The organism is Scytonema sp. NUACC21, from assembly GCF_054684315.1.
In genome coordinates this window covers 129,340-156,001 of record NZ_BAAFZH010000088.1, presented here as the reverse complement: position 1 = coordinate 156,001, position 26,662 = coordinate 129,340, and the positions used below count along the sequence as shown (strand labels likewise).

21 protein-coding genes are annotated in these 26,662 nt (G+C 43.7%); 14 read left to right on the top strand and 7 right to left on the bottom strand.

Annotated features, from left to right (window positions below):
• From ACYRY3_RS23050 to ACYRY3_RS23035, 4 genes are all read right to left on the bottom strand, one after another.
• Positions 1–1,488: VMAP-C domain-containing protein (locus ACYRY3_RS23050; RefSeq protein WP_460203968.1), on the bottom strand; the 1,488-nt coding region annotated here is incomplete at its 3' end.
• Positions 1,485–1,808 carry a CU044_2847 family protein gene (locus ACYRY3_RS23045; RefSeq protein ID WP_460203967.1) on the bottom strand — a complete coding sequence of 108 codons (324 nt, stop codon included), beginning with the start codon at positions 1,806–1,808 and terminating at the stop codon, positions 1,485–1,487. The genes ACYRY3_RS23050 and ACYRY3_RS23045, both read right to left, overlap by 4 nt.
• A gap of 236 nt (positions 1,809–2,044) precedes the next feature.
• Positions 2,045–2,236: a hypothetical protein gene (locus ACYRY3_RS23040; protein ID WP_460203966.1), complete on the bottom strand. Its 192-nt coding sequence runs from the start codon at positions 2,234–2,236 to the stop codon at positions 2,045–2,047.
• Positions 2,237–2,588: 352 nt separating this feature from the next.
• A complete protein-coding gene (locus ACYRY3_RS23035) occupies positions 2,589–2,738 on the bottom strand; it encodes a hypothetical protein (RefSeq protein WP_460203965.1) in 150 nt (49 codons plus the stop codon).
• Positions 2,739–2,940: 202 nt separating this feature from the next.
• Between ACYRY3_RS23035 and ndhL the strand changes: the two genes are divergently transcribed.
• From ndhL to ACYRY3_RS22985, 10 genes are all read left to right on the top strand, one after another.
• A complete protein-coding gene (ndhL, locus tag ACYRY3_RS23030; protein WP_460203964.1) occupies positions 2,941–3,153 on the top strand; it encodes an NAD(P)H-quinone oxidoreductase subunit L in 213 nt (70 codons plus the stop codon).
• 25 nt (positions 3,154–3,178) lie between these two features.
• Positions 3,179–3,490 carry a DUF3007 family protein gene (locus ACYRY3_RS23025; RefSeq protein ID WP_460203963.1) on the top strand — a complete coding sequence of 104 codons (312 nt, stop codon included), beginning with the start codon at positions 3,179–3,181 and terminating at the stop codon, positions 3,488–3,490.
• Between the two features lie 80 nt (positions 3,491–3,570).
• A complete protein-coding gene (gene trpA / locus ACYRY3_RS23020; protein ID WP_460203962.1) occupies positions 3,571–4,389 on the top strand; it encodes a tryptophan synthase subunit alpha in 819 nt (272 codons plus the stop codon).
• Between the two features lie 225 nt (positions 4,390–4,614).
• Positions 4,615–5,277, top strand: a complete 663-nt coding sequence (locus ACYRY3_RS23015; RefSeq protein ID WP_460203961.1) for a coiled-coil domain-containing protein — start codon at positions 4,615–4,617, stop codon at positions 5,275–5,277.
• 1,334 nt (positions 5,278–6,611) lie between these two features.
• On the top strand, positions 6,612–6,755 hold the full coding sequence (locus tag ACYRY3_RS23010; protein ID WP_460203960.1) for a hypothetical protein: 144 nt from the start codon (positions 6,612–6,614) through the stop codon (positions 6,753–6,755).
• 139 nt (positions 6,756–6,894) lie between these two features.
• Positions 6,895–7,830 (top strand): hypothetical protein, encoded by a 936-nt coding sequence (locus ACYRY3_RS23005; RefSeq protein WP_460203959.1) that lies wholly within the window; start codon positions 6,895–6,897, stop codon positions 7,828–7,830.
• Positions 7,827–11,705, top strand: coding sequence for a hypothetical protein (locus tag ACYRY3_RS23000; protein WP_460203958.1), 3,879 nt, complete (start codon positions 7,827–7,829; stop codon positions 11,703–11,705). Before ACYRY3_RS23005 ends, ACYRY3_RS23000 begins: the two co-directional genes overlap by 4 nt.
• Positions 11,705–14,071 (top strand): OmpA family protein, encoded by a 2,367-nt coding sequence (locus ACYRY3_RS22995; RefSeq protein ID WP_460203957.1) that lies wholly within the window; start codon positions 11,705–11,707, stop codon positions 14,069–14,071. Before ACYRY3_RS23000 ends, ACYRY3_RS22995 begins: the two co-directional genes overlap by 1 nt.
• A 61-nt stretch (positions 14,072–14,132) precedes the next feature.
• The gene (locus tag ACYRY3_RS22990) at positions 14,133–15,857 is read left to right on the top strand and encodes an SdrD B-like domain-containing protein (RefSeq protein WP_460203956.1); all 1,725 of its coding nucleotides are present in this window, start codon (positions 14,133–14,135) and stop codon (positions 15,855–15,857) included.
• Positions 15,858–15,881: 24 nt separating this feature from the next.
• Positions 15,882–16,703 carry a GUN4 domain-containing protein gene (locus ACYRY3_RS22985; protein WP_460203955.1) on the top strand — a complete coding sequence of 274 codons (822 nt, stop codon included), beginning with the start codon at positions 15,882–15,884 and terminating at the stop codon, positions 16,701–16,703.
• Between the two features lie 369 nt (positions 16,704–17,072).
• Here the strand turns inward: ACYRY3_RS22985 and ACYRY3_RS22980 are convergent, their stop codons facing one another.
• Positions 17,073–18,623 carry an AAA family ATPase gene (locus tag ACYRY3_RS22980; protein WP_460203954.1) on the bottom strand — a complete coding sequence of 517 codons (1,551 nt, stop codon included), beginning with the start codon at positions 18,621–18,623 and terminating at the stop codon, positions 17,073–17,075.
• A gap of 160 nt (positions 18,624–18,783) precedes the next feature.
• Here ACYRY3_RS22980 and ACYRY3_RS22975 point away from each other — a divergent pair, with 160 nt between their 5' ends.
• Together ACYRY3_RS22975 and ACYRY3_RS22970 are read left to right on the top strand one after the other, a co-directional pair.
• Entirely contained in the window at positions 18,784–19,620 is an 837-nt protein-coding gene (locus ACYRY3_RS22975) for an alpha/beta fold hydrolase (protein WP_460203953.1), read from the top strand.
• 404 nt (positions 19,621–20,024) lie between these two features.
• The gene (locus ACYRY3_RS22970) at positions 20,025–20,321 is read left to right on the top strand and encodes a Uma2 family endonuclease (protein ID WP_460203952.1); all 297 of its coding nucleotides are present in this window, start codon (positions 20,025–20,027) and stop codon (positions 20,319–20,321) included.
• A 3-nt stretch (positions 20,322–20,324) separates the two neighbouring features.
• Here ACYRY3_RS22970 and ACYRY3_RS22965 read toward each other — a convergent pair whose 3' ends face one another.
• Positions 20,325–20,627 (bottom strand): hypothetical protein, encoded by a 303-nt coding sequence (locus tag ACYRY3_RS22965; protein WP_460203951.1) that lies wholly within the window; start codon positions 20,625–20,627, stop codon positions 20,325–20,327.
• 73 nt (positions 20,628–20,700) lie between these two features.
• Positions 20,701–21,879: an acyltransferase family protein gene (locus ACYRY3_RS22960; RefSeq protein ID WP_460203950.1), complete on the bottom strand. Its 1,179-nt coding sequence runs from the start codon at positions 21,877–21,879 to the stop codon at positions 20,701–20,703.
• Between the two features lie 292 nt (positions 21,880–22,171).
• Between ACYRY3_RS22960 and ACYRY3_RS22955 the strand changes: the two genes are divergently transcribed.
• Both ACYRY3_RS22955 and ACYRY3_RS22950 read left to right on the top strand, forming a co-directional pair.
• Positions 22,172–23,992: an aspartate kinase gene (locus ACYRY3_RS22955; RefSeq protein ID WP_460203949.1), complete on the top strand. Its 1,821-nt coding sequence runs from the start codon at positions 22,172–22,174 to the stop codon at positions 23,990–23,992.
• Between the two features lie 667 nt (positions 23,993–24,659).
• Positions 24,660–26,132, top strand: coding sequence for a SulP family inorganic anion transporter (locus ACYRY3_RS22950; protein ID WP_460203976.1), 1,473 nt, complete (start codon positions 24,660–24,662; stop codon positions 26,130–26,132).
• Positions 26,133–26,662: the final 530 nt, after the last annotated feature.

Here is a 26,662-nt window from a genome sequence, read left to right as displayed (position 1 = left end):
GGTTTCTACTAGTTCTGGAATCAAATCCTCTTCTGGCAGTGAACAGTCTATAAACTGGGCCACCTCACAGGTATTATTTTCAAAAGCTTTTTCAACCTGTTCCCATTTCTCATGCCAATCGTCGTAATAGTAGCGTCCGATTGGGTGAGTCTTCAAGTTTGTTCGGACAACAAATGGGTATTCACTACCCAGAACAGCACCCAAATTGCTACTTGTCAGCATCTCAAAATCGTAACCAAACAACATCCGTGGCACAAACAAATGAATAGTTGGAGTCGGCTTTTTCCCAAGCTTGTCCCGAATTTTCTTACGTACAAATACAGGTAGCTCTTGACGCGAAAGTTCTTCTTCCAAGACAAGCGGCATTGGTGGGTTGTTTGGGTTATGGGTTTCGAGATTGGGAACAGCCCATAGGGACACACGCAACTTATCCGTTGATGTCTCTACTTGCTCAACAGCCACCATGAGACATTCACATTCATTACTGCGTGAGACGTTTTTCTGTCTCATTTCGCTATCAATACGAACAAATAAATCTGAATAGTTATGTCCGCATCGCTCTACCCAAGCTTTTAGTTCTTTTAAGGCGGATTGTGGCGTGTCTTTCATCCAAGCTAAAATCATCGCAAAGTGGACAAGCCTGCCTTCTGTTTCCCAGCCAGGGGTAGCAGCACGATCGATACTCAATTCAACTAGCTGTTGTTGCCAGGAGCGATCGCTTCCATTAGGATTACAGTGCTGCAAAGCGGTATTAATTGCAGTTTTGAGCGAAAAATGTAGCTGGCGATCGCTGCTACACTCTTGGAGACTATGTGTTAGGATATCGTGTAAGCAGAAAGCATCAACCTGCCTCAAGATACGTTGTAGCTCTCTGGTTGGGATAGCATAAGCTGTACTCTGTTGCTGTTCTCTAACTACACCTGCCGTTGCTACCATGCCTACGACGCCTTGACGAGAATCGTTCCAAACAGGAGCACCACTAAACCCTGGCGCTATTGTCTCATCATTTGGATCGCCGTATCTACACAGTTGGAATCTACCTCCGGCAACATTAGCTTTAGGTCGATAGGCATCAGATCGCCCACCCATCACACTCTTGCCGAAGCCGTAAACTGAATGCGGATCGTTCTCTACCTCAGCCCGTGAAACTTCAATCAGAGGGATTGGCTTTGCTCTCTTTGGCTGCGGAGTTAGCAGTTTGAGTGCGGCAACATCACCACTTTCTAGATTGTAGGGCAACCATGCGACTACTTTCGCGTAGATAGTTTGACGACTAGCGAGGACATGAAAATCCAGGGCAATACTTTCTTGTGGCTGGTTTACGTGTTGGGGGTATTCCTCAATCTTAATACCCATCGCTTGCAACACTACGTGGGCACAGGTCAGCACGTAACCGGGTGCAATCAAAAATCCCGTCCCTACTACATTCCCTTTGCTATCAAATATACGGGTGATTGCCTTTTCGTAATCGTCAACACCGAAGGTCATTTATTTTTCCATTTCAGGGTGATTTCGTAGGTTGCTTCACCACTTATCTTAGTAACAACAGCACCGATTTCACTATTCAGCTTGACACTGAATTTCACCTCGACTTCATCTTCCGGGTCGGTCAGGTTATTGAGCTTTCGCTTCAACGTTCGTACCATTGGTGCAAAATTATCTAGTGCTTCACTCAAGGTTTTGCGTGCCTTAGCTGCTAGTTCTCCTGGCGATTTTGCAACTGGCTGGATATCCTCAGATTCAACGTCCTCAACCTCAATCAAAACTGTCTCACCATCACCAACGTCGAACTCCACCAGTCTGAGCATAACACTGTACTCTCAATAACGATTATGAAATTTATCGTGCAACAATCGCCTAGCAAACTGTAATTCACAACAATTCCATAGCTGCTAGTTTAAATAGTGCGTACAAATGTACAAAATATACAGAACCGCTTTTAAACAGATGTTATCAGTAACGGTAGATTTACGGTAGTAGCTAAGATTAAGCAATGCTAAAGTTTCTCAACGCATCAATGTTGGGTTTCGTTCCTCAACCCAATCTACCACTGATGGCAATTGACAATTGACCAATGACAAATGACCGATTGTGTTGGGTTTCGTTCCTCAACCCAACCTACCACTGATGGCAATTGACAATTGACCAATGACAAATGACAAATGACTGATTGTGTTGGGTTTCGTTCCTCAACCCAACCTACCACTGATGGCAAATGGCAATTGACTAATGACAAATGACTGATTGTGTTGGGTTTCGTTCCTCAACCCAACCTACGAGTTAATTTTTATATGGGGGTGGAGGGACTTGAACCCACACGACCTTTTACGGTCAACGGATTTTCATTCTCCTGCAGCTTTCGCTACTGCCTCGCATTCCTACTGGATGAACGCGGCTTTGAGAATCGGACCCTCCCTTTACCCTCGGCTTTTACGTTAGGGTAGCTCCCGTCGGGCCTCTGCACCTTCCGAATTGTCTTTTGTCATTTGTGATTCGTCATTTGTTTTTTACAATCTGCCAAATGACCAATGACCAATGACTGACGACGAATTTGGCTTGGCTCAGGATTGCCATGTCTGTTACCAGATTTAGGTTTCCCTGAGTTTGAGAGCAGTCACTTGATAGATTTCTCCACCAAGGCTCAGTTTTCTAAGTCCGTAGCGTCTACCATTCCGCCACACCCCCAGATAGAGCTGGGATTTGTTGACTGACAAGTTAGTGCTTGGTTTAGTCAACATTAGATGATTATAGCAAAGAAAACAGGTTTTTGTTTATCTCTTTTATTTATTTCACCACTAATTGGTTTTTTTGTCCAATCAAAATCAAAAAATTTCTTTGCCAAGCCCCTCGGTCTGCAATAAGCTTCCCTGAGTTAGGGCGTTCAGCCTATGATGGGAAACAGATGCACCAACAGGTCTTTTTTACTGAGAGCCAAGAATTATGGTTGTAGCGCTACTCTATTTGATTTTGGCTGGAGCTTACCTGCTAGTCATACCAGCAGGCGTCATGCTGTACCTCAAATTCCGGTGGTATGATGCGAGTTCTATAGAGCGTACATTTATGTACTTTCTAGTATTTCTGTTCTTCCCAGGTTTGTTGCTCCTGTCGCCGTTTATAAACTATCGACCGCAACGGCGCAAAATTACAGTTTAACGAAAATTGGTAGGTCATAACTCTCATGCGACGCATTGACGCTATTGGAATAGGTTTTGGCGTTTTTGTTACAGGTGGTTTGGTATACCTTGTACTACAGCTTGTGGGTTTTGATAGCGCCCAAGCTGGTATCTGGAGTCAAACTGTTCTATTCGGTGGGTTGATTGTCTGGTTGCTAACCTATGTGTTCCGTGCGGTGGGAAACAAAATGACCTACCACACTCAGCGGGAACAGTACGAAGACGCCTATTTTAAGAAGCGCTTGGAAGAACTTTCCCCTGAGGAATTAGCAAAAATTCAAGCCGAATTAGAACGAGAAGAGCAATCTCAGGTGTAAATTAGTCGTTTGTCTTTTGTCATTTGCCCTTTGTATTTGGTTATAGTGACAAATGACAAATGACTAATACCCAGTAACCAATGACTGCCATTTCCAATCGCTTTGAAACCCTTGCCAATCAGTCCCAGTGTGCTCTGATTCCATTTATTACTGCTGGCGATCCCGATCTGGAAACAACAGCAGAAGCATTGCGAGTTCTAGATCGCAACGGGGCAGATTTCATCGAATTGGGTATTCCTTACTCCGATCCTTTGGCAGATGGTCCGGTCATTCAAGCAGCAGCTACCCGTGCTTTGCAGCAAGGCACAACTTTGGGCAAGGTGCTGGAAATGTTAAAAACTGTAACTCCTACCTTGCAAGCGCCTATCATTCTCTTTATTTACTACAACCCCATTCTGAATCTTGGAATTCAAAGCTTTCTTCAAGAAATTGCAAGGGCTGGGGTAGCGGGGTTGGTTGTACCGGATTTACCCTTGGAAGAAGCAGCAGCCTTACTCCAATCAGCTTCCGAAATAGGTATTGATGTGATTTTGCTGGTAGCCCCTACCAGTTCGGTGGAACGGATAGAAGCAATTGCTCGCTCTTCCCAAGGGTTTATTTATTTGGTAAGTGTCACGGGAGTGACGGGAATGCGATCGCAAATGGAAGTACGGGTTTCAGATTTAGTACAGCAAATTCGTAGCGTTACTGATAAGCCTATAGGTGTGGGCTTTGGGATTTCGCAACCAGAACAAGCCCGTCAGGTGAAAGACTGGGGCGCAGATGCAGTTATAGTAGGCAGTGCCTTTGTAAAGCGTTTGGCAGAAGGCACACCGCAGCAGGGACTCAATGCAATATCCGAGTTTTGTCAAAGTTTGAAGAGTGCGATCGCTACATCACCATCAAGTATAAATGCTTAATGTTTCCTATAGTTGAGTAAAGTTTTTTTTCAGATTCATTGGTAGACAATTTAACAGATATCGTCTTGAATAGAAAAAGCGTGTATGTAGCGGTAAAAAACTGAATGATACCGCAAAATAGGGTAAAGACCGTATGTGAAATTCAGTAGGATATGAATGTTATGAGTGTGAGAGAGTGTCAGTTACCGACGACAGCAATTTCGTCGCAGAATAAGGGAGAGAGCAATGAGTGAGAGCATGGCTTTTATCGGCGGAGTTGCCGTAGCTGGGTTAGCGGCGCTTCTATTACTTAAAGGCTCAGGAACTCCAATACAGTCTGGCTTTAGTGTTACCCCACAAATGCCAACGACTGTCGTAGCACCCCCAGCAGTTATGCCACCCACGACTACCTATCCAGGGCAACCGTATCCCAATCCAGTACCCGTAAGCCCTAATACCGAAGAGCTGCGAGTCCAAATGGAACGGATGAAGATGGACAACGCCCAACTTCAAAAAGAGAACACCGACCTCAAACAACAAAACCAACAGCTTCAGGCGCAAATTCAGCAAACCTATAACAACATAGCTCAATGGAATGCCCAGCAGCAAAGCCAAGCTAGTGCAGCGCAACAAGCAGCATTGCAGCAATCACAAAATCAAAATCCTTGGTGGTCATCAGGTATTGTCTGGGCAGTGGGCGGTATGGCTTTGACTGTTGGCGGTGGTGTTGTGGTAGCTGGAATAAATGCTTTGTTCTCACAAAAGCCACGTCCTACACGGACTGTACAAGTTATTCACCCGTATAATGGTCCTACACCTCCTTTAGCTCCTGTACGTCGCTCCGAGTTTTTACCCCCTCGTAACGAGGTCAGAAGAGTTGAAGCACAAGATTACGATGATGTTTATTAAGTAGGATGACACAAATAAAGTGAATTCATAAGGATCGTCCTCAGTCCTTTGTCATTAGTCATTGGTAAGGGTTTTAGCTCGTTTTAAATTTCGTAACACAGTTCTATTTATTTCTGTCTACTTACTTAATTAGTTGTTCATAGTTTGTCACTGTAAATTCACAATTCTTTTGACCATTAAGTCTTTTTTAATTGTCAACTGAAGTTCTCTGAAATATTTCTTTGTTAAAAGAACGCTCAAATGTGGCACAGCCTTTGAGCGCATAATTTTTGCTGCCGTCGTTGCTCTTCGCGATCGCCATGACTTCGCTACATAGTTATATCGGCATTTAACCATGTCTGAGCCATCCTGTTGAGCAACCTCTCACACTCATATCTTGTCATTTACACACAGCCACGTGCTTTCATATCCAGTAAGTATTACTTTCATCCTTTAGCCTTCCTACTGCTAGCCTTCATGCTTCAGCCGTTTTGTCCTAGCCAAAGTTCCGCTTTTATATTGCAACTATACCAATAACCAATGACAAAGGACTGAGGACGATCCTCATGAGTTAACTTGATTTGTGTCATCCTACTTATCTAAGTATCTCGATTGTAACGGCGCGTTTATTCTAATTTAGGGCATTATAACTCTGTGAGTGGGATAATCAACACGAGATGTCCCAAGAAGCAGATTTTCCCTCTCGCAAGTTTTTTACCCGTCTATCAAACAAGCAATGAACCAGACTTTATATGAGACAATGCCAAAGCTAATGGTATATTAATGTGAATTAGCACTTTTCATAGAAATAAGTAATACGTAGAAAATAATCAATAAATTATTTGCTGTCTAATTGCTTCTAAGTAGCTTCTGCATGATAATTATATTTACATGAACATGAAAAAAATAAAGATTCAGTAAAGCAATCTGGTGCATCGTTTACACTTTACTGTATTATTCTTCTAAAACGTATTTATTCAATGCCAAATCCAATGATTCTTGGGGGTAAAGATTTGGTAACGTGTGGTGCTTCCTACTTACCAAGTTACTTCTCTATTAACTGCTCTGATTCTTGGGTTCAAGATTCTAAAGATAACTTTGAGCAGTAATTGTAAGCCGAGTAGCCCAGCAGAAAAAGAGGCAACATTGCAGTTTTGTTTCGTGCTTTCTACGACGTTTCTGCATTGATTGTTTTTCATATCTGCATGGCTGTGTTCCGGCTACATCCTCAATGGTGTTCATCTGCTAATTACCGTTAAGCCGGAAAGTTTTTTAAACCACGGGTGATGAATGCACATTATACTCTAGAAAAAAAAAATTAAATATTTTGTAACCTAGATGACGAAAAAACTGCAATGGTATCAAAAGCTGGTAAATATCTAGCCTATTGGCTGGTCACAGATCGCGTGTCAGCATTTCAAGAGAATGGGAAGACGGTGGTTTTAGCAAACCACCAAAGTTTATCAAAGCTTAAGCCATTTGAATGCAGTTTTGCTTGACAATTATTCTGCACTTACAAAGACAGATGCACAATTAAGTCATTCAAAAAAATTCAAAATTCAAAAAAAGAAAAACTTTAGGTTATTCGGTTAAAGCCCAAACGCAAGAAAAAGTTTTGCTACTGGATTAATACCTTCAATGACTTTTACATCCTCATGGCTAAGGCATAAGAGCCTCTTTTTTCTCTTTACCTTCTTAGGTATGTTCACTTACAGAGTTATACCCTCTGTGGCTCAAGCACAAACAGGAGTCATCACTAACACTGCTGGTTCTGGTGCGAGCAACGTTACAGGAACAAGAGAATCTAATCCAGTGACATTCAGAGCAGGTCAAGCTGGTTTACAAATACTCAAAACAGGTGATAGAGCTGCCGCTGAACCGGGGGATACAGTCGTTTATCGCCTAGCGATTAGAAATACAGGTACATCATCACTAGGGAGTCCAAGAATTACAGATAGGCTTCCTGTGGGGCTGCAATTTCTCCCAAAAACATTACAAGGTTCTATAGGGAATACGCCAGTTGCCCTAACTGCTAACGTAACGTCAAATCGGCTAGTTACAATATCCACGCCAGCAACACTACAGTTACAACCCAACCAAACCTTAAATGTCCTTTATGCTGTGGAAGTCACACCAGATGCAGTTCAAGGAACAGGAAGAAACTTAGCACAAGCAAGTTCTGGAAACTTGACAAGTAATCAAGCAAGCCATTTACTGCGGATTCGACCCGGCATAGTCTCAGATTGCGGCACCCTAATTGGACGAGTATTTGTTGATAAAAACTTTGATGGCGAACAGCAGCCAAACGAACCGGGAGTCCCGAATGCCGTAATTTACATGGATGATGGTAATCGCATCGTTACTGACGCTAACGGATTGTTCTCCCTAGCAAATGTCATTCCTGGTTATCGCACAGCAGCGCTGGACTTGACGAGCTTACCAGGCTATGCATTGGCACCTAACTCCTACTTTATTGAAAGAAATAGCCAGTCACGCTTAATAAAGTTAGCACCGAACAGTATGGCAAGAGTGAATTTTGCGGTTACGCCAGCGTTTTCAGAGGATAAGCGATGAAAACAAGAAAGCTTGAAGTTAGATACACAAACGAATTTGGAACTAGACCTGAAAAAAGCCAAAAGCTAGCATTTTCGATTTTGCACTTTTTCCTAGCTACCAAGGGTAGTGCAAGCATTTTGCCAGCATTTGCAGCATTCTTTTTACCTTCTTTTATAGGCGCAGAGTCAATATTTTCCAGCACTGCGATCGCTAGCTTGCCCGGTAACAGCCAAACACAAACATTACCACAAGAAGACACCAAGATTCAGGCACAAGGGGACTTGGGGGACAAGGAGGACAAGGAAAACAAGGAAGACAAGGTGGACTTGGGGGACAAGGAGAACAAGGAGGACAAGGAAGCAACTTCTACCTTGTCTACCCCCTCTCCCTCCCTCCCTCCCTCCTCCACCCCCTCCTCTCCCTCCCTCCCTCTCTCCTCCCCTCCAGCAGAACAAACAGCCCAAACACAAGAAATTCCTCCAACAGAAAATAACACGGTCAAAACTCCTGCCGAGGTCATTGGCAACAAGATAAAAATTGAAATTGTCCCTGTGGGCGATCCGCGAGTCCAAGCTGATGGACGTTCCACAATTAGGTTCACCGGACAAATTACCGATGAAAACGGTCAAATCATTCGTGAGGACATAGTAGTCACTCTCACTTCTAGCGCAGGAAAATTTGTAGGCGCTGACCAAGATAAAGACCAAGGTGGGTTTCAGGTAATCGCACGAGGTGGAGAATTCACCGCCACTTTGCAATCTGATATCAAACCCCAACAAGTTCGAGTTCGGGCAGCAGTAGACAGTATTAGGACGCAAAACCCCTTCCAAAGCGAAAGGGATATTTTAAGAGAATCACCAATTTTTGGAGAAAGGGGTACCTTAAACGAAATTCCATTCCCACAACAAACGGACACCTCGATCGTCCAGAACTTTAAAGATATCCCCATTGAAGCCTATACCCAGGTGGAATTTACAACCTACCTGCGTCCTTCCCTAGCAACAGGGATTGTCAATTTGCGGATAGGTGCGCGGGGGACAGATTACTGGGGCAGTTTTCGGGAATTTGTGCCAGAAAATTTGGATGAGGGAACTGAGTTTGATTTAGATGCGGCTGTCTTTGCGACGGGTAAAGTGGGAAATTGGTTATTTACAGGAGCGTATAATAGCGATCGCCCGCTCAATCAAGACTGTGAAGGCAATGTTCGCTTGTTTGGTAAACCGGAGCAGTTTTGCGAACAACAGTATCCCGTCTACGGTGATAGTTCTACCGTCACCTCCACTGCACCCTCTATAGATAGCCTCTATCTTCGCTTTGAGCGCAGTAGTTCCGTAATAGGAGCCGACCCTGATTACTTTATGTGGGGGGACTACAATACTGAAGAGTTTTCCAGACCCTCCCAACTATACACCGCTACAAGCCGTCAGTTACACGGCTTTAAAGGGAACTACAGCTTTGGTCCGGTTCAAATAACAGGTTTATACGCCAACAATATTGAAGGCTATGCACGGGATATCATCGTTCCTGACGGTACCAGTGGTGAATACTTCTTGTCAAGGCGTTTAGTTATTCCCGGTAGTGAAAACGTTTATTTAGAGGAAGAAGAAATCAATCGTCCCGGTACAGTCCTAGACCGCAAACAACTGTTTCGCGGTCGCGATTACGAAATTGACTATAACCGAGGAACAATCAAGCTTTACAAATCAATTCTCTCCATTTCACAACAGACCTTTGGGGCAACTCTAGTAAGGCGGCTTGTTATTTCCTACCAACCTGAAGGAGGGGAAGAAACCACCCTCCTTGGTGGACGGGTGCAGTTTAATGTCTCTCAAGATTTAGAAAATAAAACTTTCTTGGCAGGAAGTTACTTGCGGGAATACCAAGATGGTCGAGACTTTGAACTGTATGGAGCAGATTTCCTCCTCTCCTTAGGAAATGGCAGCCAGATTATTGGAGAATTTGCCCGCTCCAGCGGTAGCCTCTTAAACGGGGATGAGGACACTGGTAATGCTTACCGATTGGAAGCTATTGGTAATCTTGGCGATCGCCTTCAAGCAAGAGCCTATTACCGCTCGACTGACGAAGGTTTTTCCAACAACGCCACATTTAGCTATACAGCGGGACAAACACGCTATGGCGGGTCACTCTTAGCAAGGGTTACTGACACTACCTTCCTAACAGCCGCATACGACTACGAAGAAAACTTCGGACAGTCTTTAGGCGCTACACCATTTTTTGACGTATTCAATCCAGAACCACCACCAGTCAGCGCCGGGTCTAGAGTCAACAACGAACTAGAAACCATCCGTGCGGGTATTTTACAAAAATTTAACTTTATTAATCGCCTTGCGGATTTGAGTCTGGAATATGTCAATCGCTCCCGTGACGATCGCGTCGGGGATCAATTTGAAGGTGATGCCAGTCAGTTAGTATCCCGTCTCAAGCTTCCCCTCACCCAATCCTTAACTTTCCAAGCACAAAATGAACTGAACTTGGGTGATAGCGACCCGTTGTATCCCAACCGAACGACCTTAGCACTAGACTGGAAAGCTTATCCCGGCGTGACATTTCGACTTGCCCATCAGTTTTACGATGACAGCAGTGTACTCCGGGGTAACGCCATCACTTCACTAGACACAATTGTCGAACACAAATTTTCTGACGATACCACTCTGACAGGTCAGTACTCAGTTTTATCTGGATTTAATGGCTTACAGGGTCAGGGAATCGTAGGGGTCAATCACGGTGCTCGCATTGCTCCCGGATTAAAACTCAGTGTGGGTTATCAATACGTTTTTAAGAGCATCTTCAATAACACTGGGGCTGGTGGGATTTTCCAAACATCAGTTGTCGGTTCCAACACCGCTTCATTAGGGTTGTTTGCTGGGAGTGTTTACAGCATTGGGCTGGACTATACAGATAATCCCAACTTCAAAGCAGGTGCCAAATTTGAATATCGTGACGGCAATGAAGACGACAACCTTGTGATTACAGCTGCAGCAGCTGGGAAAATCTCACCTGCCCTCACAGGATTAGTCCGCTTTCAACAAGCAGGGGGCGCAAATATTCCCCTATATCTCCCCTCAACGGGTTCTGGATTTGTTGGCAGAGTCGATGATTTGGGAGACGCTATCAACTTGAGAGTTGGTTTAGCCTACCGTGACCCCAGAAGTGATAAATTCAACGGCTTGTTTAAGTACGAGTGGCGTCAAAACTACGGTTCAATTCCTGAATTTAACACCGACAGAAATGGCAACGCTCACGTCTTATCCGGTGAAGGTATTTATGCCCCTAACTGGCGATGGGAGTTTTATGGTAAGTACGCCTTTCGCTTAGCTACTAGCGGAGATTTGCCCGGAAATGAAAGTAACGATAGTAACACTCACTTGGCACAACTGCGAGCTACTTACAGAACGGGTTATCGAACTGATTTAGCTGTGGAGGGACGCTGGATCGGTCAAGACTTTGACAGCGGAACAAACTACAATCAGTTTGGAGTTGCCGTAGAAGGAGGGTATTATTTAACACCAGATTTGCGCTTGGGAGTAGGTTACAGCTTTGGTAGCGTAGATTATGACCGTGATTTTAACGGTTACCGATCTGAAGGCGGTTTCTACGTCAATATCAGCCTCAAGCTAAATGAACTTTTGGGTGGCTTTGGATTGCAGAAGCCTGTACCCAGACAGCAACGAGAATCAGAGATACCAACGGCACAAAGAGCACCTGGAAATCAATCAAAAACGCCTCAAAACAAACTTATTGAGCGTTTAAGGCAGGTACAAGCGCTAGCCAATCCGGAAAACATAGAATCAGGGAAGCCCAAAATAAATCTTATTAATACCCTCAGAAAGCTATCAGCTTTTCGCAGATTCGGAGGTGGACAGGAGGAGTGATGTCGAAGAGCAAAGTTCGTTTTAAGCAATTGGGAACAGGGGACTGGCAATTGAAGTCGGGACAATTTCCCATTTCCCATCCCCTAGTTTTTTACCTTTTACCCATTACCTTTTATCTTTTACCCTCAGATGTTGCTGTGGGGGGACAAGGCATAGCGCCCCTACAGAAGTCAACAGTAGAGACGCGCCATGGCGGTTCTGCACAAATGCTTCCCCCTAAACTCCAATCCCAGAGGGAGATCCCAGCCCCCACTCCTTCCCGATCCCCTTCCTCGTATCGGGTAGTTGTTAACAGCAATCAAGATAGTGATGTCAAGGCTGATGAACAACTGACTTTGCGCGAAGCAATTGAAATAGCCAACGGTACGCTATCAGTTGAACAACTCAGCAGTGCAGAAAGAACGCAAATTCAACCAACAAATGGCGGTGGTTCTCTCATTGAATTTAATCTTTCTGGGGGTGCCACTACTATCCAGTTACAGAGACAACTACCAGATTTGGCTGCGCCAGGATTAGTTATAGACGGTACTACTCAGCCCGGATACGATGCGTCAACTTCAGCAACTGCTGAAATTGCGATTCCAATTCCTGTCGTGGCAATAACCCCCGCACCCAATCGGGAAATTTTTCGTGGTTTAACAGTGGTCGCGGATGGCGTCACCATTCGAGGTTTAAACCTCTATGGTTTTACAGCTAACCCGATTAAGCAGCAATTGGGCAATTTACTGATATATGATGGCGTGCCCAAGCCGGTTACCCTGACGACGCCACCAGGGGATATTGTGATTTCCCATCCCTTGCCACCTCCAAATACCAGGGAACAACAACCCCCAAATGATGATTTTCCGTTTTATGACAAAGATGTCCCTCCAAAAAACGTTGTGATTGAAAACAACTGGTTGGGATTGACCGTGGATGAAAAAGTGCCGGAGACAACCTCAGCTTTTGGAGTTTACGTTTTTAACTCCCAAGGGGCAACAATTCGCCGCAATCGGATCTATTACCATGAAGGTAGCGCAATTATTACATCTGTACGCGGTGAAAATACGGTAGTTACTGAAAATATTATTGTTGGTAACGGGCTTGCCGGAATGCCAGATGCTTTGCGTTTTGAAGGTGTGATTAATAAATCTCAGATTGTAGGCAATTTAATTTGTGCCAATGATGGTGCTGGCGTGTATTTATTTAAACCGGAAGGGGATGTCCAAATTCAGAATAACCGCATCACTTACAATGGCAGGCGTTTGCGACGGGCAGCAGTTTACTTGATGGGCAGCAACCATCAGGTGACAGGGAATGAAATTGATTATCAAACAGGACCTGGAGTGGTCGTGTCAGCTTTCCCTAATAGCAAGCAAAATATTATTCAAAATAATAAATTTGCAGCACTTGAGGGTTTGAGCATTGACCTAAATACTCAAGGAAATCTTGATGTCAGCGACTTTCAAAGAGGTGATGGACCCAATCCGAGGCGAAATTCTGCCAATCGTCGCCAAGATACGGGCAACGCTGCCATCAATGCTCCAGAATTTGCCACAAGAACATTTGTTCCTACAGGGAATACCATTACCTTGCAAGGGAAAGCTGACCCTGGTTCAGAAGTCACTATATATCGTCTTGGCGATTATCAATCAGGCAAACAGGCACTCTATGAACCGGGTTATGGGGCATTGCGAGAACCTTTGGGGACTGCAAAAGTTGACGAAAAAGGGAATTTTAGCGTCACGATAGATAATTTACAGAATGGTGATATTGTAAGCGCGATCGCTACCGACCCCAGATATGGTACATCTGAACCTGCTGTTGCTGCATTCATTGGGACAAGTGGAACTTCACCCAACCTGACTCCAGAGACAAAACCACAGCGGATTCAACCACCGCAGTGTACTTCACGCCCTGCGCCTCCCGAACCACCACCAGAACCCGCACCAGAACCACCACCAGAAGCAATACGGATACAGGTACCCAGAAATGTCCACTTTGCCCTGGACAAATCCTTTATCAGTCAAGCCAGTGCGGCTGTTCTCGATCGCGTCGCAGAAGTCTTGCAACAATATCCTTTCATCGTCATTGAATTACAAGGACATACCGATCCCCGTGCTAGCGATGCTTATAACCAAGCGTTAGGCAGACGGCGGGCATTGTCTGTGAGAAATTACCTATTACGCAAGGGCGTTGCACCAGAACGCATGACCATCCGTTCCTTTGGTGAAAGTCAAAGGAAGGTTCCAGGTGGTACGGATATTGTCGATTATGCCCGCGATCGCCGAGTCGAAATCATCTTCAGAGATATTAGAGGTATTGACCTCATTATTGAAGACCAAGAGCAAGATTTGCAGATCGAAAGGCAACAACGCAGAAGATAGTCCAAAAGTCAATAGTTGAAAATCCATAGTGAAAAGTCCACGAGTCCAAAGTCCAAAGCTAATGAAAGCTTTATTTCAGCAACTAAAAGCGACGGCCCAACGCCAACGTTGGCTGTCGCACAGAGTCATTGAAGTAGATAGCCTGTCGGCAGGACAGAGGGAATTTGCTGTGACTCCTGAATTTAATAAAAACGATAAAAAACCGTTTTGCCATCTGACCTTCAAACAAACACTCCTAACACTGCTGTTCACCTTGCCTCAAGTACCCCTTTTGGGAAGTATTTCCGGTGGTGGAAAGGTGTTAGCACAGACAAGCTGTCCGGCTGGTACCACACCAGCAACGCTGAATTGGAATCCGACTAACGGCCTTGCAGGAATTATCGGTCAAAACTTGAGTGTTAATGGAATTAACGCCACCATCAGCTTTACTGAGACCAGCCCCGGCCAAGTTATTGACGTAGAAGAAACATTAATTAGCAATGATGTTTATGGCGGCATTCCCGGACCCAATTTGAGGTTTAATATAGGTTTTCAGAGTAACAATCCAAACTCCCCCTTTGATGGTCCAGCACCAATAGGCAGTAGCGCCACCCTCAATATCACTTTTTCACAACCAGTCACTCTAGCATCTCCCCTAACCCTCTTGGATGTTGACCGATCCGGTCAACGGGATATTAGAGGAGGTGTTCCATTCATATACCAAGATAGAGTTACGGTTAATGCATTTAATGGAAACACAGCTGTTCCTCTTAGCCTAACATCACCCGGTCAATACGTTAGAGTCACTGGCAACCTTGCAGAGGGGATCGTAGAGAATGCTTTTCCCGATCAAACCTTTGGTAATGTCTCAGTCGCAATAGCAAACCCGGTTAACCGAATTCAGATTACTTATGAACCGGGAACGGAATTCGGTTCGCCATTACAAGACGAAACCATTGGTCTGGCGCAAATACAAATTTGTACACCAACAGCAACGGGCTCAATTGGAGATACGGTATTCAATGATACTAATGGCAATAACGTCCAAGACCCAGGGGAAACTGGTATTCCTAACCTTACCCTGACTCTCACTGGTGCAGGACCAGACGGTCAGCTGGGTACACCAGACGACACCACTCAAACCACGACCACCAATAACACTGGTAACTACAGTTTCACCAGCTTACCCCCTGGCTCTTATCGAGTTGCCGTTACCAATCCACCCACTGGTTTCACCCCTACCCTGACTCAGCCCAATCCCGTCACTTTGACACCAGGTCAAACTCTCAACACCGTTGATTTTGGTTTCCAACAAAGCACGGGTACAATTGGGGATACGGTATTCAATGATACTAATGGTAATAACGTCCAAGACCCAGGGGAAACTGGTATTCCTAACCTTACCCTGACCCTCACTGGTGCAGGACCAGACGGTCAGCTGGGTACACCAGACGACACCACTCAAACCACGACCACCAATAGCAACGGTAACTACAGTTTCACTAACTTACCCCCTGGCTCTTATCGAGTTGCCGTTACCAATCCGCCCACTGGTTTCACCCCTACCCTGACTCAACCCAATCCTGTCACTTTGACACCCGGTCAAACCATCAACACCGTTGATTTTGGTTTCCAACAAAGCACGGTTGGTACAATTGGGGATACGGTATTTAATGATACTAATGGCAATAATGTCCAAGACCCAGGGGAAACTGGTATTCCTAACCTTACCCTGACCCTCACTGGTGCAGGACCAGACGGTCAGCTGGGGAGTAGGAAGTTTTGTAAGTGCCTACTATTATATTAGAAATTTATTTCAGGAGAGTTAATAGTGACTAAACAAGGAATTGACTGCACGCAGTTGGAGAGACTACTGGCTGTGGGTAGGTGGCAAGAAGCAGATCAAGAAACCATCAAAGTTATGCTGAAAGCTGTTAACCGACAAAATACTCTGTCATCAGTGAATCTTCAACAATTACCTTGTGAAGACTTGCATAACATCGATCGCCTCTGGAGAAAATACAGCAATGAACGTTTTGGCTTTTCAGTTCAAGCACGTATTTTTCAGGAAGAAGAACAAATATACTATAAATTTTGTGAACGTGTTGGTTGGCAAAGAAATGGGGAATGGATAGGTTACAATCAGCTCGAATGGAGGTTGAACGCTCCGGTAGGACATCTTCCGCATACACAAGGAAGGTACTTGTTTCCTACCGAAGGAATCATGACAAGCTTGCGTTTAAATTCATTTGTATTGAATCTAGGAGATTTTACTTTTGGTAAGGTCGTCACCGAACCTACTATTATCTCTGTGTTATCTCAAAGACTGGCAGACTGTCGTATCCGTGAAGAAGAAACAATACGGGTACCACAATCACCTTCTTTGCAAGAACCCGTGAATTTAGTAGGTTCTCAACGGAAACAATTTTGTGAAGCTTTAATTGATGCTTTCCGTAGTAAGACTGATTTGGAGATGATGCTGAGCTATGAATTGGATTGGAAATTAAATCAAATAGCTTATGGAGATAATTATCAACAAATTGCGTTTAAGTTAATTGACTATGCTGAAGCCAGAGGACAGCTAATACAACTTTTAGAAGCTGCAAAAAGAGCTAATCCTGGGAATCCTAAATTACGCAATTTTCATTTTTAATGATACTTTTTTAGCTAATTTAACAATGGAAAGAGAGTACAATACGACTCATTTTTTGGTTGTTTGGCGATCGCTTCACCCTGTGTAGAGACTAGTGCTTAATTTCTACAAGGTCGAGCGGTTAATAAATTAGCAAATCTTAAGCAGTAATGAAACAGAGTAGGAAGTTTTGTAAGTGCCTACTATTATATTAGAAATTTATTTCAGGAGAGTTAATAGTGACTAAACAAGGAAACGAGCATTGCAAGAGTGTCTTTTCAACTACATTAAATACAGCATTTTTCAGGTAAATGAAATACGTAGGTAGGGGCGCGGCGGCCTTGCGCCCTTACAACAACCTGTACCTCCTCCGCGTTGCAATCTGCTGTATTAAGCTCTTTGGATAATAATAGAACGCCCAGTTTGGGTAGTTACAGTTTTAGTTAACAAGCGCTCGGTAAAAGGTGGTGCATTTTTGCGTCGGTCAAAAACAAATAACCAGCCTTCTTTGACTTCTATGCGTGCTAAATACTCATCTAACTGTTCAATTCCCTCCGCTTCTGGATCGCCCTTTTTATCCCGCCAAACTTTTAACTCAATTCCTAAAGTCGTTTTTCTATATCTCAGACACAAATCCATCCTGTCTCGTCCAATCGCGTATTCCCGCTCAAGAGTCCCACCCCCATTCACTACGCGATGTAAAAATGCCATAAGTACTAGATGCGGTGCAATTTCATGGTACCCAGTACTACCAAGCAACGGTTCACCGTGTTGTCGCCAAAACCGAATAAATGCTTCCAATAAAGCATGAGTATTTAATTCTCCTTCTTTTGTTAACCAAGTAGGTGCGATTTGAGGTAAGGAAGCAGAAGGTGTGAAAGTTAACACCCTAGGTACGACTTCACGGTAAATAGGATTTGCGATCGTCAATCCTCCTTGGGGGCTCATTTTACACAAACCAAGGTCAATAACAAATTGAATATCGTCCGGGGGTACATTTCCTAATTCCAACCCTGCTAACATTGGTTCAATAATCGCCTTTATCCTTGGTTCTCGTAAGCGTTCAGCTAAACTATCGAGGTGGGTATCTTGACGGGCGATTAATATTTCCTTGGCTTGTAAAATATGTTCGTGGGTAATCGGGATACTTCTATCTTTGACTATTTTTTCCACAACTTCTTTAGCGAGGGCGTTTACCAACCAAGGTTGTCCTTTAGTCAAATCAAAGGCTGTCGCTTTTGCTTGGAGGGTGAAAACTTGCCCTGTATCGTCGGTATGTTGTTGGTATAATTCTGCTACTTCTTCGGCATTAAAGTTTCTGAGGGTTAAGGAACTCACTTTTATATTGAAGGGACTCGCTGTATTTAAGCGATCGCTACCACCGGCAGCAACTTTATAATCGTACACATCGCGTAAACCAATCAACCCCACAGAAGCTGGAAAGTTATTAGGACGTCTAGGATAACCATCCCGTATCTGGCGTAAAACTGAAATCAAAGTTTCATTTTGTAGCGAGTCAATTTCATCTATAAATACGATCAAAGGTCGGGGTGAAGCCTGCGCCCAAGCTCGTAAATAAGCTCGAATTCTCCGTCCGGGTTCTTCTTTATGATAACCAGGTGCTTGTAGCTCTTTGGGTAATACATCTGCAATTGTATCGTGCCAAGTTCCAATAATCGCTAATTCTGCAGCACCTATATCATTATTAAACGCACTTCCGACTTCTGCCGATACCACCACTGCCGTGTAGCGTCCACTTAGAGTCAACTGTTGCGCCAGTGCTAACATTGCGGTTGTTTTACCCGTTTGCCGAGGAGCATGAACTACAAAATAACTACGCTGTTGAACGAGATCCTCTAAATCTGGCAACCGAGCAGTTGGCGATAGCATATAATGAATATCGTCTTGGCAGGGACCTGCAATGTTGAACCAACAAGGCATGCGATCGTACAAGAGTGCGAATACGCTTTCAGTCTACCAAAGTTTATCTTTGCTCTGCTTCCTTAGTGGAACTTAAATTGCGTTTGCTCTGACTTCAGTTTCTCGTATTGGCGCATGACTTGTGTAAACTATTGTAATTGACTATACTACAAAAAAACTTATGTTTAAAACCCCACAAGACCAATATGTTCAAGTTGGTGGAATCAACACACGTTACTGGACTGTGGGTGAGAAGGGAACTGCAGTCATCTTACTTCACGGTATCGGCAGTAGTATAGAGACTTGGCTGTATAACATTAGCGTCTTAGCGCAACACCATCGTGTCTACGCTGTTGATTTAGTGGGTGCTGGTCGATCCGATAAGCCACCCGCAACCTATTCCCTCAGTTATTTGGCGGAGTTTGTCAAAGATTTTATGGATGCAATGAACATAGGTTCGGCTAGCTTAGTCGGAAATTCATTGGGCGGCGGGGTTGTCTTACAATTCGCACTGAATTTCCCTCAAAGAGTAGAGAAGTTGGTTCTGGTGAACAGCTTGGGGTTAGGTCAAGAAATAACACTTTCGCTGCGGTTGGCAACGTTACCTTTTGTTGACAAATTGTTCAAGCCCACTCGAATGGGTACGGCTTTGCTGTTGAACCAATCTGTATTCGATCCAACGGTTATTACCAATGAGTGGGTTGAACTGTACTACGAAATTTCTACTCTTCCTAGGGCATGGGAAACACTTTTAGGGCTCATCAATACAAACATCGACTTGTTTGGTGTGCGAACTGAAATTTATAATACGATTGTCGATAAATTGCCTACCATCACTGCACCAACACTTGTGCTGTGGGGACAGCAGGATCGCGTACTGCCAGTTGCTCACGCTGAGGTAGCTATTAAGGGTTTGCCAAGTGCCAATCTACATATTTTTGACCCCTGCGGTCATTGGTCACAGGTTGAACGTTCGGAGGAGTTTAATAGTTTGGTTTTGGAGTTTTTAGCTAATTAGCTTTGGTATCCCACTTGAAGGCAAGCACCACTTTTATCCTGAGATAGCAAGAATCAAACTAACCTTCTTATGTAAACGGTAAAACAAATACTACTCCATGCCTAAATCGTACAATGGATACACTAACAAACTATCGCAATACTGTTCAAGAAACCATTACAAAATACTATAACTTAACCAATTCTCAAGCAAAAGAAGAGCGGTAGTCTTATGACGGAAAGGGAGCCATTCTGGAACACTGCGATCGCAAAATCAAAAAAGATTGCATCCTCTCTGTTCTCAAAAAGGATTATAGCGCTTCTCACTTGACTCCAATACAGTGATATCAAGACGATGTAGGGGCGTTAGCGTAGCTTGCCGTCTAGAATGCCAAAATAGAGTTAGTGCCGTTGCCAAATGGATTTATGGATATTTCACTTTTAGACCGTGCTATAGAAGAAAAACTAGTAACCCTCACAGATATAACTTGGGAGCAATTTAAAGGAATTGAGGCACAACTCATCGATAATCGCAGTGTGCGGCTATCTTATTTATCAGGAATTTTAGAAATTATGGCTCCCATTGGTGAAGAACATGAGTCCGTGAAAACAACTCTCGGTTATTTGCTAGAAGCTTATATGAGAGTGCTGGGTATCCGGTTTTATGGACGTGGAGGTTATACCTTACAAGCACCGGGTTATGCCTCTGGTACACAGCCATGAATCTTATAGCATCGGCACCAAAAAAGGAGTTCCTGACATTGTTATTGAAATTATTGTTACCAGTGGCACCATAGACAGAAAGGAATTATACAAACCCAAACAAGTTCCCGAAGTTTGGTTTTGGAAAAAATGTTTTGCTGCAATATATCGCCATGCCCGACCAGTATGATGCTGTCCAGGCATTTGAACAATTTCTTCGGGAACAACTTTCAGATTAAATGCCAATTCTTGTCCATGCACTAGGGCGAAAGCAAACATTTCTACGGAATGCCAGGGACATTTGAGTAAGGGCGAACAGCCGTTCACCCCTACAATTGGAACCTATTTACCTGAAAATTGCTGTAAATAAAAACTGTATTTATTCCTGAAATGTTCATTGCTACTCACAAGACTCAATTGGCTTGAGCCCGAACAAAAATCTCGCCACATTGTTTCGCCTAATTAATAATTCATATAGGGCGATGGTTGCAATTAGAGATGTGGTGCCGATCACCCAAAATTTCTCCAGCACGCCCCAATGCCAACGCACAACATAAAAACCAATTGTCACGAGGACGGTCTGGTGAAGTAGGTAGAATGGATAAGCAGCAGCATTTGCGTATTGTAGTAGCTTGTTACTGAAGTTCAAGTACCTTCGACCTAATCCTACCAGGGCAACAATCCAGAACCAGGAGTCAACCCCCCGCCATAATTGGTACAAGATGTATCCCAGAGAATAACCTCGCTCTGGGACGATATCAGTCTCCCACAAACCAAAAAGACCGAGCATAGAAGTCACAGCCAAGACGAGAGCGATCGCGAGATGCTTATCTATAGCCTGTCCAAATCTTGCGTCAGAAGGAATAAGGTAGCCGTAAATAAAGTACAAAAGGTATAAACAGAAATTTGCCCAGTCGTCATAGAGATTTTGGAAACCAGGCCATCTGGGTCGCAAACCTGCTTCAATAACAGCTAAGGGTAGAGCAAGCAGTAAGATGGCTCCAGGTTTTTCCATACTAGCTGAGAGCTTTGAAAGTAAATGAGATCCTTTCTCTTTCAAATGTACAAAGAGCGGTAGGGCAATTAATGAAAAGACGAAGAGATAGATTATAAACCATAGGTGACCCCACTCAAAATTCCCCTGAGGACGAATGCCATTAAAGAACTGTGGATAGAATTGCACGTAAGAGTCGTGGTAACTTGGATTGCTGAGAAGTCGGTAGTAAACCATAGGCGGAACAAGCACCAAAGTACCAAACAGGAATGGAATGAACAGCCTTTGGAATCGCTCCCCCATGTACTCACCAGGTGACCGAAATGACAGTGCAAACCAACTGGCAGCTCCTGACAGCAGGAAAAAGAGCGGCATATGCCATTGATGGACGAATACTATGAAGCAACTCATCCCATGACTCAATGGGTCGTTCTTGATGTAAAATTCTCCAAGTTCACCACTATAAAAGATAGCTGCTGTATGAAAATAAAGTAGGAGCAGTACCGCCAGAACCCTCAGCCAATCAAGTTCGTAGCGTCTTTCCGGTTGATTTTTCCCTTGGACTTGACACTTTACTTGTTCCATATTATCTACATTTCTGAATACTGCTTAAGTTACATCTCTTCCAATTGCAAAAAAAGATTGTATGCAATTTTGTGTATCAATTTATTCTCAAAAACTATAGCAATTGTTCCGAGGAAAAAATCAAACAAGTGTCATATGACTGGTGTATAATTCGCTTAATATAAATCAGGATCTTGCCTTATCACCTGCCCGTAGTTCTGTATTAATCCTTATCAGGAATTAAATCGCCTTCAAGGCTTTTCATTCAGCTCGGGCATTGATGACACAGGCATATTTAATACTATATAAATTTATGGCTCTCATAGTTCAAAAATACGGTGGTACGTCGGTCGGGTCTGTAGAACGCATTCAAGCAGTGGCACAGCGTGTGTGCAAAGCTGTCAAAGCAGGAAACTCGCTGGTAGTTGTGGTTTCCGCAATGGGAAAAACTACTGATGGTCTGGTTAAACTAGCCTACGAAATTGCAAAAACTCCCAACCGTAGGGAAATGGATATGCTGCTTTCCACGGGGGAGCAAGTATCCATCGCTTTAGTTAGTATGGCATTGCAGGATCTCGGACAACCAGCCATTTCCCTGACGGGTGCTCAAGTAGGAATTGTAACTGAGGCTGAACACACTCGCGCCCGTATTTTGCGTATTGAAACAGAACGCATTCAGAAACATCTCAATCAAGGCAAAGTCGTCGTTGTAGCAGGATTTCAAGGTATTACAAGTACTGAGGAGTTGGAAATTACTACTTTGGGACGTGGCGGTTCCGATACTTCAGCGGTAGCTTTGGCAGCAGCATTGCAAGCAAATTTTTGTGAGATTTATACCGATGTGCCGGGAATTTTAACGACAGACCCCCGGTTGGTTCCAGATGCACGGTTGATGGATGAAATCACAAGCGATGAAATGCTCGAACTTGCCAGTCTGGGGGCGAAAGTGTTACATCCCCGTGCCGTAGAAATTGCTCGGAACTATGGTGTTCCTTTGGTAGTGCGTTCTAGCTGGACGGATGAGCCTGGTACCTGGGTCATGTCACCAAAACCCCAGCCACGACCGTTAATAAATTTAGAGATTGCCCGTCCGGTAGATAAAATTGAATTTGATACCAATCAGGCACGGGTTGCTCTGTTACGGGTACCGGATAAACCAGGTGTCGCAGCACGGTTATTTGGAGAAATTGCTCGCCAAGATGTAGATGTAGATTTGATTATTCAGTCGATTCACGAAGGGAATACAAATGATATTGCCTTTACCGTGATGACACCAATATTAAATCGGGCAGAAGCTGTAGCCGCTGCTATAGCCCCGGTTCTTCGCTCTCACAACAGCACTTCCCCGGAAGAAGCTGAGGTAATGGTACAGCAGGATATCGCCAAAGTTAGCATCGCAGGGGCGGGTATGATAGGACGTCCCGGTGTTGCGGCTCAGATGTTTGCTACCCTTGCTGAAGCCGGTGTTAATATCCGCATGATTTCTACTAGTGAAGTGAAGGTTAGCTGCGTTATTGCTGATACGGATTGCGATCGCGCTGTTGCAGCACTCTGTAAAACATTCGAGATATATAGTTCCTCCACTCCTCCGGTGTCTCCCTCTCTCCCCGTACCCCCCTCTCCCCCTCCTCACGTCAGAGGTGTTGCCTTGGATATGAACCAAGCACGACTGGCAATTCGCCAAGTCCAAGATCGTCCGGGAACGGCAGCGAAGATTTTTGGGCTGTTGGCACAACACAACATCAGCGTAGACATGATTATTCAGTCCCAGCGCTGTCACGTGATAGATGGCATTCCTACAAGAGACATCGCTTTTACCGTCGCCCGAATGGATGCAGAAGCAGCACAAAAAATGCTTCAGCAAGCAGCAGCAGAACACGGCTGGAATGAAGTGGTGCTAGATAGTGACATTGCCAAGGTGAGTGTTGTTGGTGCTGGTATGGTCGGTCAACCTGGTGTTGCCGCTAAAATGTTTGAAGCTCTGGCACACCATCGAATCAACATCCAAATGATTGCTACCTCAGAAATTAAAATTAGCTGTGTCGTGTCACGTGACGAAGGTGTTAAAGCTCTGCAAGCCATTCATGCGGCATTTGAGCTTGCCGGTACACAAAGAATTCAAGTACCAGCATAGTAAGCTACAACACGTTTAATTGCTGTAATCCACGCAATTTAAAATCGCTGTAGGTGTGTTCGCATATGCGTAGCACACCTTTTATATATATCAAATCTCACGTAGATAACAGGCGAGCAAAATTACATCCGGATACTTTATACTTTTTTAGCGTTAATTTTACAGTAATTTTATATTTTTATGGCAAATGTGAGAACTCGCGTGATATTGTTAGATGAGCTTATACAGCTTTTTAAATGTGAATTATGTGGGCTTTCTAGTAATTATTAATTAGAGTAAAATATTAAGACTAGAAAAGGTCTCAGGGAGTATCGAACGAGAAATGTGTCCGCAGTAAATGGGTGAGGCAAAATAAATTTTCTAAGCAGATGACTGTTTGGGCAATCTGTTGAAGATTTGTTGTGAATTGAATAGATTGATTTCGATTCAGGAATGAAAGATTATAGTTTTTCTATTAACCTAATTGTCTTTATTAAATTTTATTTAAAAGCATTACAAAATAGAAGAGGGTAAATAATGGCATTGTGAAAATTCTAAAGATGCTGATTAAGAATTAATAGGAATCGGTTAAGAAAATAAGAAGCTTTGAATAACCTCTATGGTTGGTAAATGTAATGAGGTATCTTAGTTTTTATTTCTGAGTACAAATACGGAGGATAGTTTGAATATAAAAGCTCTGCGTGTAGAATGGTTCTGTAATATTCCAGCAGATATATTGTCAGGTACTCTGGTCGCCTTAGCACTCATTCCTGAAGCGATCGCTTTTTCCTTCATTGCAGGCGTCGATCCAAAAGTTGGTCTGTATGCCTCTTTTTCTATGGCCGTAGTCACAGCCTTTGTAGGCGGGCGACCAGGCTTAATTTCAGCAGCAACTGGTGCAATGTCATTGCTGATGATTAATTTGGTGAAACAACACGGCTTGGAATATCTATTTGCTGCGACAATCCTGACTGGTATTATCCAGGTCATCTTTGGCTTGTTGAAGTTAGGTCAAAAGATGAAGTACGTTCCACGAGCCGTCATGACTGGCTTTGTCAATGCCTTGGGAATTTTAATTTTTATGGCGCAGTTACAGCACCTTGTGAATGTTCCTTGGCAAGTCTATCCAATGGTCGCTGCAGGTCTTGCTATTATTTATATCTTGCCCCGGTTTACCAAAGTTGTACCGTCGCCATTGGTTGCTATCATTCTTCTCACAGCTATTTCTATTCTTGGTGGTATTGATATTCCTACTGTGGGTGATATAGGTGAATTGCCTGCAGCTTTTCCTGTTTTCAGAATTCCTCAGGTTCCTCTGAATGTTGAGACATTCCAAGTGATATTTCCCTATGCAATCACCTTAGCTATTGTAGGTTTGCTGGAATCATTGCTAACAGCATCACTTCTTGACGAACTTACTGATACTTCCAGTGACAAAAACAGAGAAACCAGAGGTCAGGGCATTGCCAACATTGTTACGGGGTTTTTCGGAGGAATGGCGGGTTGCGCCATGATCGGTCAGTCAGTGATTAATATTCGGTCTGGTGGACGCACTCGTCTTTCGACTTTATGTGCAGGCGTTTTCTTACTGTTCTTTCTTCTTGTTTTGGATGACTGGGTGAAGCAGATTCCAATGGCATCACTGGTTTCAGTAATGATTATGGTTTCCATCAGCACTTTTAGTTGGTCTTCCCTCAAGAGCTTACATCTCGTGCCTAGAAGTGAAACTGCTGTAATGCTGACAACAGTGTTCATAACCATGCTCAGCCATAATTTAGCACTTGGAGTTATGGTAGGTGTGATTCTGAGCACGGTCTTATTTTCACGTAACATTGCCAAGGTTATTTTTGTTGACTCAGTTCTCAGCGCCGATAAAACTTACCGTATATATACTATTGTCGGGCAATTGTTCTTTTTGTCAGCGGACAACTTGCTTGCAGCCTTTGACTTTAAGGAAGACTTGAAACGTGTCAAGATTGACCTTACCCACGCTCATTTATGGGATCAGGCAGCTGTAGCAGGTATTGATAAAGTCGTCCTTAAGTTTCGCCGCAATGGTGTAGAGGTAGACTTAGTGGGATTGAATGAAGCGAGTGCTACGTTGGTCGATAAACTCGCTGTTCATAACAAGTCGGGTGATGCCACGCAACCAGTCCACTAGCTAGATGTTGCAAAATATAGCTCTTTGCAATTGCGTTCAAGACAACTCTTCTAGGGTGGGCTTAATGCTCGCCCTTTAATCTAGTACGACTCATTTGCCCGTGCCATAAGACAATCAGTTTGAAGTGATTTTATGATAGTACGACTACAGGTGTAGTGTGGAGATTTTTCGTTTAGTTGATAAGTGCGATCGCAGTTTCCCGTATAAAGTATATGCAGATACAATAATGTAGATTTAAATTACACCTTTTCTACTGCAGAATACCAATTCCACAAACCCTACCCTTCACTCCAGATTGCTTTAAATTGTGAATAAATATTTATAGATTTGTTGTTACACAACTTTTGAAAGTTATATAGTTGAGATAGTCATTAAAGGTTTGGAGCTACAAGCCGCAGTGGTAGTTACTGCTACAGTTTTGCTGCCAACTTTAAATGATTATCTACCCCTAATTTTGACGCTAGTTATAAACTGCTGTTAGTTCCAGTGAAAACACACTTATTTAGCCAGCTGGTGAAACAGGGGCAGTC

Bases quoted from the DNA above. Each gene is read 5' to 3' on its own strand.
- ACYRY3_RS23045 (WP_460203967.1), bottom strand. From the start codon at position 1,808: ATGCTCAGACTGGTGGAGTTCGACGTTGGTGATGGTGAGACAGTTTTG.
- ACYRY3_RS23035 (WP_460203965.1), bottom strand. From the start codon at position 2,738: ATGTTGACTAAACCAAGCACTAACTTGTCAGTCAACAAATCCCAGCTC.
- ndhL (WP_460203964.1), top strand. From the start codon at position 2,941: ATGGTTGTAGCGCTACTCTATTTGATTTTGGCTGGAGCTTACCTGCTA.
- ACYRY3_RS23025 (WP_460203963.1), top strand. From the start codon at position 3,179: ATGCGACGCATTGACGCTATTGGAATAGGTTTTGGCGTTTTTGTTACA.
- trpA (WP_460203962.1), top strand. From the start codon at position 3,571: ATGACTGCCATTTCCAATCGCTTTGAAACCCTTGCCAATCAGTCCCAG.
- ACYRY3_RS23015 (WP_460203961.1), top strand. From the start codon at position 4,615: ATGAGTGAGAGCATGGCTTTTATCGGCGGAGTTGCCGTAGCTGGGTTA.
- ACYRY3_RS23010 (WP_460203960.1), top strand. From the start codon at position 6,612: ATGGTATCAAAAGCTGGTAAATATCTAGCCTATTGGCTGGTCACAGAT.
- ACYRY3_RS23005 (WP_460203959.1), top strand. From the start codon at position 6,895: ATGACTTTTACATCCTCATGGCTAAGGCATAAGAGCCTCTTTTTTCTC.
- ACYRY3_RS23000 (WP_460203958.1), top strand. From the start codon at position 7,827: ATGAAAACAAGAAAGCTTGAAGTTAGATACACAAACGAATTTGGAACT.
- ACYRY3_RS22995 (WP_460203957.1), top strand. From the start codon at position 11,705: ATGTCGAAGAGCAAAGTTCGTTTTAAGCAATTGGGAACAGGGGACTGG.
- ACYRY3_RS22990 (WP_460203956.1), top strand. From the start codon at position 14,133: ATGAAAGCTTTATTTCAGCAACTAAAAGCGACGGCCCAACGCCAACGT.
- ACYRY3_RS22980 (WP_460203954.1), bottom strand. From the start codon at position 18,623: ATGCCTTGTTGGTTCAACATTGCAGGTCCCTGCCAAGACGATATTCAT.
- ACYRY3_RS22975 (WP_460203953.1), top strand. From the start codon at position 18,784: ATGTTTAAAACCCCACAAGACCAATATGTTCAAGTTGGTGGAATCAAC.
- ACYRY3_RS22970 (WP_460203952.1), top strand. From the start codon at position 20,025: ATGGATATTTCACTTTTAGACCGTGCTATAGAAGAAAAACTAGTAACC.
- ACYRY3_RS22960 (WP_460203950.1), bottom strand. From the start codon at position 21,879: ATGGAACAAGTAAAGTGTCAAGTCCAAGGGAAAAATCAACCGGAAAGA.
- ACYRY3_RS22955 (WP_460203949.1), top strand. From the start codon at position 22,172: ATGGCTCTCATAGTTCAAAAATACGGTGGTACGTCGGTCGGGTCTGTA.